This is a genomic window from Burkholderia sp. JPY481 (assembly GCF_038900515.1).
Classification (GTDB): domain Bacteria; phylum Pseudomonadota; class Gammaproteobacteria; order Burkholderiales; family Burkholderiaceae; genus Paraburkholderia; species Paraburkholderia youngii.
This window is the reverse complement of the sequence record NZ_JAYMRT010000041.1, coordinates 21,546-27,545: the sequence shown is the minus strand read 5'-3', so window position 1 is coordinate 27,545 and position 6,000 is coordinate 21,546. Positions and strand designations below refer to the sequence as shown.

Annotated in this window: 3 protein-coding genes; 1 reads left to right on the top strand and 2 read right to left on the bottom strand. The window is 60.8% G+C overall.

The features are described from left to right. The first annotated feature begins 687 nt into the window (after positions 1-687). Positions 688-2,685 carry an RNA polymerase sigma factor RpoD gene (rpoD, locus tag VSR82_RS37830; RefSeq protein WP_368587436.1) on the top strand — a complete coding sequence of 666 codons (1,998 nt, stop codon included), beginning with the start codon at positions 688-690 and terminating at the stop codon, positions 2,683-2,685. Positions 2,686-3,017: 332 nt separating this feature from the next. On the opposite strand, the gene VSR82_RS37825 is transcribed toward rpoD, so the two are convergent. Both VSR82_RS37825 and VSR82_RS37820 read right to left on the bottom strand, forming a co-directional pair. Further along, positions 3,018-4,121, bottom strand: coding sequence for a YjgN family protein (locus VSR82_RS37825; RefSeq protein ID WP_429456578.1), 1,104 nt, complete (start codon positions 4,119-4,121; stop codon positions 3,018-3,020). 624 nt (positions 4,122-4,745) lie between these two features. Next, positions 4,746-5,954, bottom strand: a complete 1,209-nt coding sequence (locus VSR82_RS37820; protein WP_498858705.1) for an aminotransferase-like domain-containing protein — start codon at positions 5,952-5,954, stop codon at positions 4,746-4,748. Positions 5,955-6,000: the final 46 nt, after the last annotated feature.

Here is a 6,000-nt window from a genome sequence, read left to right as displayed (position 1 = left end):
CGGTCGCTCACTCAACGTACTGACGATGATCAATCCGTCTTTCGACAGATAAACCTTCCTCTAATACTGTGTGAGGCTTTCTGATACCTTTTGCCTTGCAGCAGATCCAGAAGAATCCGCCGCCGCACTCCGCATCAAGCGCCCACACTTATCGGCTGTTAGTTTTTAAAGATCGATCCGCCCAACCCGCCGCGCCTGAACCACCACTACCCGGCACCGCTTCGTTTGCGTCGCTGCGTCTGCAGCAGAGAAACAAGATTATGGAGAGCGGTCGACAACACGTCAAGCCCCTTCTGCGAATTTCTTTTGGGGACAGCACACGAGGATGCGGCCCCCATAGATAAGAAAACGACAAGCCCCCTTGTGCAAGGATCAACGCGCCCCTATCTACGTCGTGTCCCGCGCATGCACACGGACTCCGCACCCGCGCAGTCTCACGCATGCATGCGACAACAACGACGATGATTTGATGTGCACCCATGAGCGCGAACCCCCAAGCTCGTATATAATGCGAGCCGCGCAAAATTTCGCATGTCCATCGGCCCGCTTCGAGCGGGCTCATCTTTTTTGCTCCCCAGAGCACAGCCCAACAACCGCGTTGAGTCACATCAGGTGATGCTGAGCCCTGCTCGAAACGCCTGACGGTAGCGTCTTGCGTCTCATAGCGAAGCCTCTAGAGGAAATTACGTGAACCCTTTTGATCGCGAAGATTCGCAACACGAAACCGCCGCCTTCACTGCCAAAGTTCCGTCCGGCCGTGCGGCCAAAGGCAAGGGCGCCAGCAAAGCGATCCCTGTGGCAGCCGAGCTGCCGCCGCAACAAGCCGAAGAACGCCAGCGCCTGATGCGCGCACTGATTCAGCTGGGTAAAGAGCAAGGCTATCTGACCCACGCGCAGATCAACGACCACCTGCCCGACAACTTCACCGCAACCGCCGCGATCGACAGCATCGTCAGCGCGTTCAGCGACATGGGCGTGCAAGTGTACGAGCAGGCGCCGGACGCAGAAACGCTGCTACTCAACTCGAACTCCCCCGCGGTGGTGTCGGACGACCAGGCGGACGAGGAAACCGAAGTCGCGCTGTCGACCGTCGACTCCGAATTCGGCCGCACCACCGACCCCGTGCGTATGTACATGCGCGAAATGGGCGCGACAGAGCTACTCACCCGCGCAGGCGAAATCGCGATCGCGAAGCGCATCGAAGACGGCCTGCACGAAATGGTCCAGGCGATCGCCGCATGCCCGCTCGCGATCTCCGCAATCCTCGCGAGCGCGCAGCAGGTTGCCGACGGCGAGCTGCGCATCGACGAACTCGTCGACGGTCTGAATGAAGAGACCGGCGCCGCGGAAGAAGTCGAGAGCGCCGATGCGGATGCCGACGAAGACAGCGTTGCCGACGAAGACAGCGACGACGAAGAAGAAGACGACGACGGCCCGGCCGATTCGTCGGCGGCGGACGAAGCTCGCCTGAAGCAGCTCACGAGCGACTGCCTCGAAATCTTCGCCCAGGTTGGCATACTGTTCGACCAGATGAACGCGTCGCACACGCGCGGCGACGTCACCTCGAAGGCCTATCTGCGCGCGCGCGAAGACATTCAGCAGCACCTCGCGAAGATCCGCTTCACCGCACGCACGATCGACCGTCTGTGCGGCGACGTGCAGCACCAGGTCGCGCAAGTGCGCGCGATCGAGCGCAACATTTTGCAGATCGTCGTCTCGAAGGCCGGCATGCCGCGCGAGAAGTTCATCGAGACGTTCGCGGGTAACGAGGCCGACCTCGGCTGGACCGAGCGTGCCGCGCGCACCGGCGCTTCGACGTACGGCGCGGCGCTCGAGCGTCATCTGCCGGCCATCCAGTCCGAACAGCAGAAGCTGATCGACATCGAAGCGACAGTGTCGCTGCCGCTCAAGCATCTGAAAGAGATCAACCGCAAGATGGTCGCGGCCGAGTCGAAGATGCGCAAGGCCAAGAGCGAGATGATCGAGGCGAACCTGCGTCTCGTGATCTCGATCGCGAAGAAGTACGTGAACCGCGGCATGCTGTTCCTCGATCTGATCCAGGAAGGCAACATCGGTCTGATGAAGGCCGTGGACAAGTTCGAATACCGTCGTGGCTGGAAGTTTTCGACGTATGCGACGTGGTGGGTCCGTCAGGCCGTCACGCGTTCGCTCGCCGATCAGGCCCGCACGATCCGCGTGCCGGTGCACATGATCGAAACGATCAACAAGCTGAACCGCATTTCGCGCGAGATCCTGCAGCAGACCGGCCAGGAAGCGCATCCGGCGGTGCTCGCGGAACGCATGGAGTTGTCGGAAGAGAAGGTGCGCGGGATTCTGAAGATCGCGAAGCAACCGGTATCGCTCGAAACGCCGGTCGGCGACGACGGCGATGCGACGCTCGGCGACATGATCGAAGACGCAGCCGTGTCGTCGCCGGCGGATGCCGCGATGCAGGCCGACCTGCGTGCTGCAATCGACGACGCGCTCGACTCGCTGTCGCCGCGCGAAGCGAAGGTGCTGCGCATGCGCTACGGCATCAACACGAAGTCGGATCACACGCTCGAAGAAGTGGGCAAGCAGTTCGACGTGACGCGCGAGCGGATCCGTCAGATCGAGAGCAAGGCGATGCGCAAGCTCATGCATCCGAGCCGCGCGGACCGTCTGAAGTCGTTCCTCGACCGATAAGCGTTTGCCACGCTTGCCGTGCGCGCCGCACGGCAAGCCACGCACATCGTCACACACAAGCAGCGGGATGAACCGGTTGACGGTGAGTCCCGCTGTTTGTTTTTGTGCTGTACCTTCCCGGTAGCCTTACGCGCGCGAGTTCTCCGCTTCACGTCTCCCCTGTTGTCCACAGATTTTGGGAACAAGCTTGTGGACAAGCTGAGCATGACTACGCTAAGTCATTGAGCGTACTGCGTTTCGCTCTCACGCCTTCGATGAGTCGCGTGTCCTATCGGTGAGCGCACACCGTGCGAACCGCCGTCCAGGTTTGCGCACTCAACGCGAATCCGAACTCAAAAGGCGCCACCATGATCCAGCAGGTTCAGCATGCCCTCGCCGGTCAGCGGCGCAGCCACGGTGCTTTGCCCCAGCATGTGCGGATCGAGATAGCCGGAAACCTGCAGCGTGTCGGCGGCAAAGCGCATCAGCCGATGCAGTACGATCGGCGCACCGCAGCCCAGCGTGAACACGATGATCGCGAGGTTGCCGCACTGCAAGCCGAGCAGACGCGCGACGCTGACGTTGCTGCCGAAATGCAATTGCGAGCCGAGCGACGTATTGCCCATCACATGACGCGTCAGCGCGGCGACATAGAAGCCGCGGATCAGCATCGTGCCGATCGAGAACAGTGCATAAAACAAAAACAGCGATCCGAGCGCGGCCCGCCAGGGCGCCACACCCGCCCCCGACACGTGGCCGACATGCATCGATGCGAGCGCGCCCTTCAGAAACACCATGAACAGCACCGCAAAAAGAACGACCACGCCGACGAACGTAACGAGGAACAGACCGTAGACGACCCCCGCGCGCCCCTTGAAGCGAAACGCCAGGCTACCGAAGCTGCTCGCGTTGATGCGGCGCTCCGTCAGACGCATCGACGTCCACGGCATCGTCTGGCCAAGCGTGACAACGCACAACAGCGCATACAGCAGCGCGTGCACTCCGTAGCCAAGCGCCGAGCCGGTCATACCGCCGCGAACACCGCACCACTGCGTGCGGCTCAGCCGGTAGCGCTGCGCGCTGAAAAACGCGGCCGCCGCGAACACGACGATCAGCAGATAAAACGCGATGACAGGCAGCGAACCGAGCGCCCCGCTTTTCGTCAGCATGCGCAAGACCACACTCAGCGCCCCAGCCGCGAACGTCGCGCCCAATACGACCACGATCGCGACCAGAAAGCCCTTGAATAGCTCGCCCCCGGTGCCGGTGTACTCGAAGCGCTCGTCCTGAAACCGCATGTGCGACCAGACATAGCGGCGGTTGTTCGTGGTCGCCCAGAAGCGGTAAATGCCGAGCGTCACGATTTGCAGCAAAAGGCTTCTGAAAAAGATGCCGTAGAGGTCGCCGAGCGTGCCGTCGTAGATCAACAGCGGCCGCTTCTCGTCGAGTGAATTCATTGCGTTGCCCTCTTTTCTTCTTCATTTAACGTTTTTTGTGGCCCGCTCACGCATGCTCGTGCGGCACTCATATGCGGCATGCGTGGGCGAACGCGACGGGCGACGGTGCTTTCCCGTGCGAAGGTCGGCTCGCGTGGCGCGAGCCCATGCAAAACCTGTCTCTTAGACACGCAGGGAATCACGCAAAACGGAAACCGACCGGCAAACACATAATTACACGGTTTCTTATCTTTATAAATGGCATTTCGCATATAAATCGGCCATTTTCATTACGAAATTTGGCAACGCGCGAATATATTCAATTCGCATAATTTCGAATTACCGCACGCAATAAAGATTTCATTGCGGCGATCATTTGACGGTCCGCTCGCGAGTGCGCACCGCCCGCCGTGGTAATCCTCCGGACGTGGCCGAAGCTTGGCACGGCCGACCTGAGGAAGCGGCTTACGCGGACGAAAACGATTGCGTATTGGCACTCAACGCAATTCCACAATTAATAAGGAATGCGGTGAATTCTGCTAAATCGCCACAATTTTTGGCATTGGAATAAAAAACCCGGCTGCACATTAGATGCTAACCGGGTAATTTCCGCATTGCGCGGATTGTATTGATGCATTGCGGGTTTTATTGCCCCTCGAAGTACAGCTCGAGCGCGCGCTTCATTCGATGCACGCCGGTTTCAATCTCATCCACACCCGGCGCGGCAAACGACAGACGCAGCGCCGCCCTATCGACCGAGTCCTTGTAGAACGCGACGCCCGGCACGAACATCACGTTCTGTTCAATGCACATGCGCAGATAGTCGGATGCATCGCGCGCCGCATTAAGACGCGCCCACACGAACATGCCGCCGGCCGGACGATGAAACGCGATGTGCTGTGCGAGATGAGTATCGAGCGCATCGCATAGCGCGCGGCATTTCACCGCATACGCATCGATGATGCGCGGCAGATGACGCTCCAACGCGCCGCTCGCGAGGTACTCGGCCGCAATCACGTGGGTCCACGGCGCGCTGCACAGATCGACCGTCTGCTTGGCGACCACGCAGCGCCGCACGATCTCCCCGTGCGCGACCATCCAGCCGACCCGCAAACCCGGCGCGACGATTTTCGACAGACTCGAAAAATGCACGACCCAGTCGCGCGAACCGGGCACCTGCTCGCTCAACGCGAAAAGCGAAGGCACGGCCGTGCCGCCGAAACGCAGATCACCGTACGGATCGTCTTCGACGATCACGAACCGATAACGCACCGCCAGTTTCAACAATGCGAGTCGACGTTCGAGCGACAACGTCGCGCCAGTCGGATTCGCGAAGGTCGGCACCGTGTACAGCAGCTTGGGAGCGCGACGCAGCGTGCCCGATTCGAGCACTGCGGCGAGCTTCGCGACGTCGAGTCCGTGCTGATCGACGGATACCGTGACGACGTCGGCCTGTTGCAGTTTCAGCGCCTGCAACGTGGCCGGATACGCGGGCTGTTCGACGAGCACGACGTCGCCGGGCGCCATCATCACGCGCAGCAGCAGATCGAAGCCTTGTTGCGAACCGGTCGTCACCAGCAGCTCTGTTGGCGTGCAGGGCGCGCCGCGCCGTGCCATCAGTTGCGCGAGCTGTTCCTTGAGGATAGCGATGCCATCGGTCGGGCCGTATTGCAGACACAGCGTCGGCTGATGCGAGGCGCGCGCGGCCGCGGCATCGAGTCCTTCACGGTCGAACAGATCGCTCGCCGGATAGCCGCCGGCAAACGAGATCATGCCGGGCTGCGCGAGGTATTTGAACAGCTCGCGGATCGGCGAGCCGCTCGGTGCTTCGAATGCGGGATTGAACGAGAACATCATGACGGCCGCCTGCCTTTCGTGTGGTATCGATTCGGATGTCGAA

Bases quoted from the DNA above. Each gene is read 5' to 3' on its own strand.
- VSR82_RS37825 (WP_429456578.1), bottom strand. From the start codon at position 4,121: ATGAATTCACTCGACGAGAAGCGGCCGCTGTTGATCTACGACGGCACG.
- VSR82_RS37820 (WP_498858705.1), bottom strand. From the start codon at position 5,954: ATGTTCTCGTTCAATCCCGCATTCGAAGCACCGAGCGGCTCGCCGATC.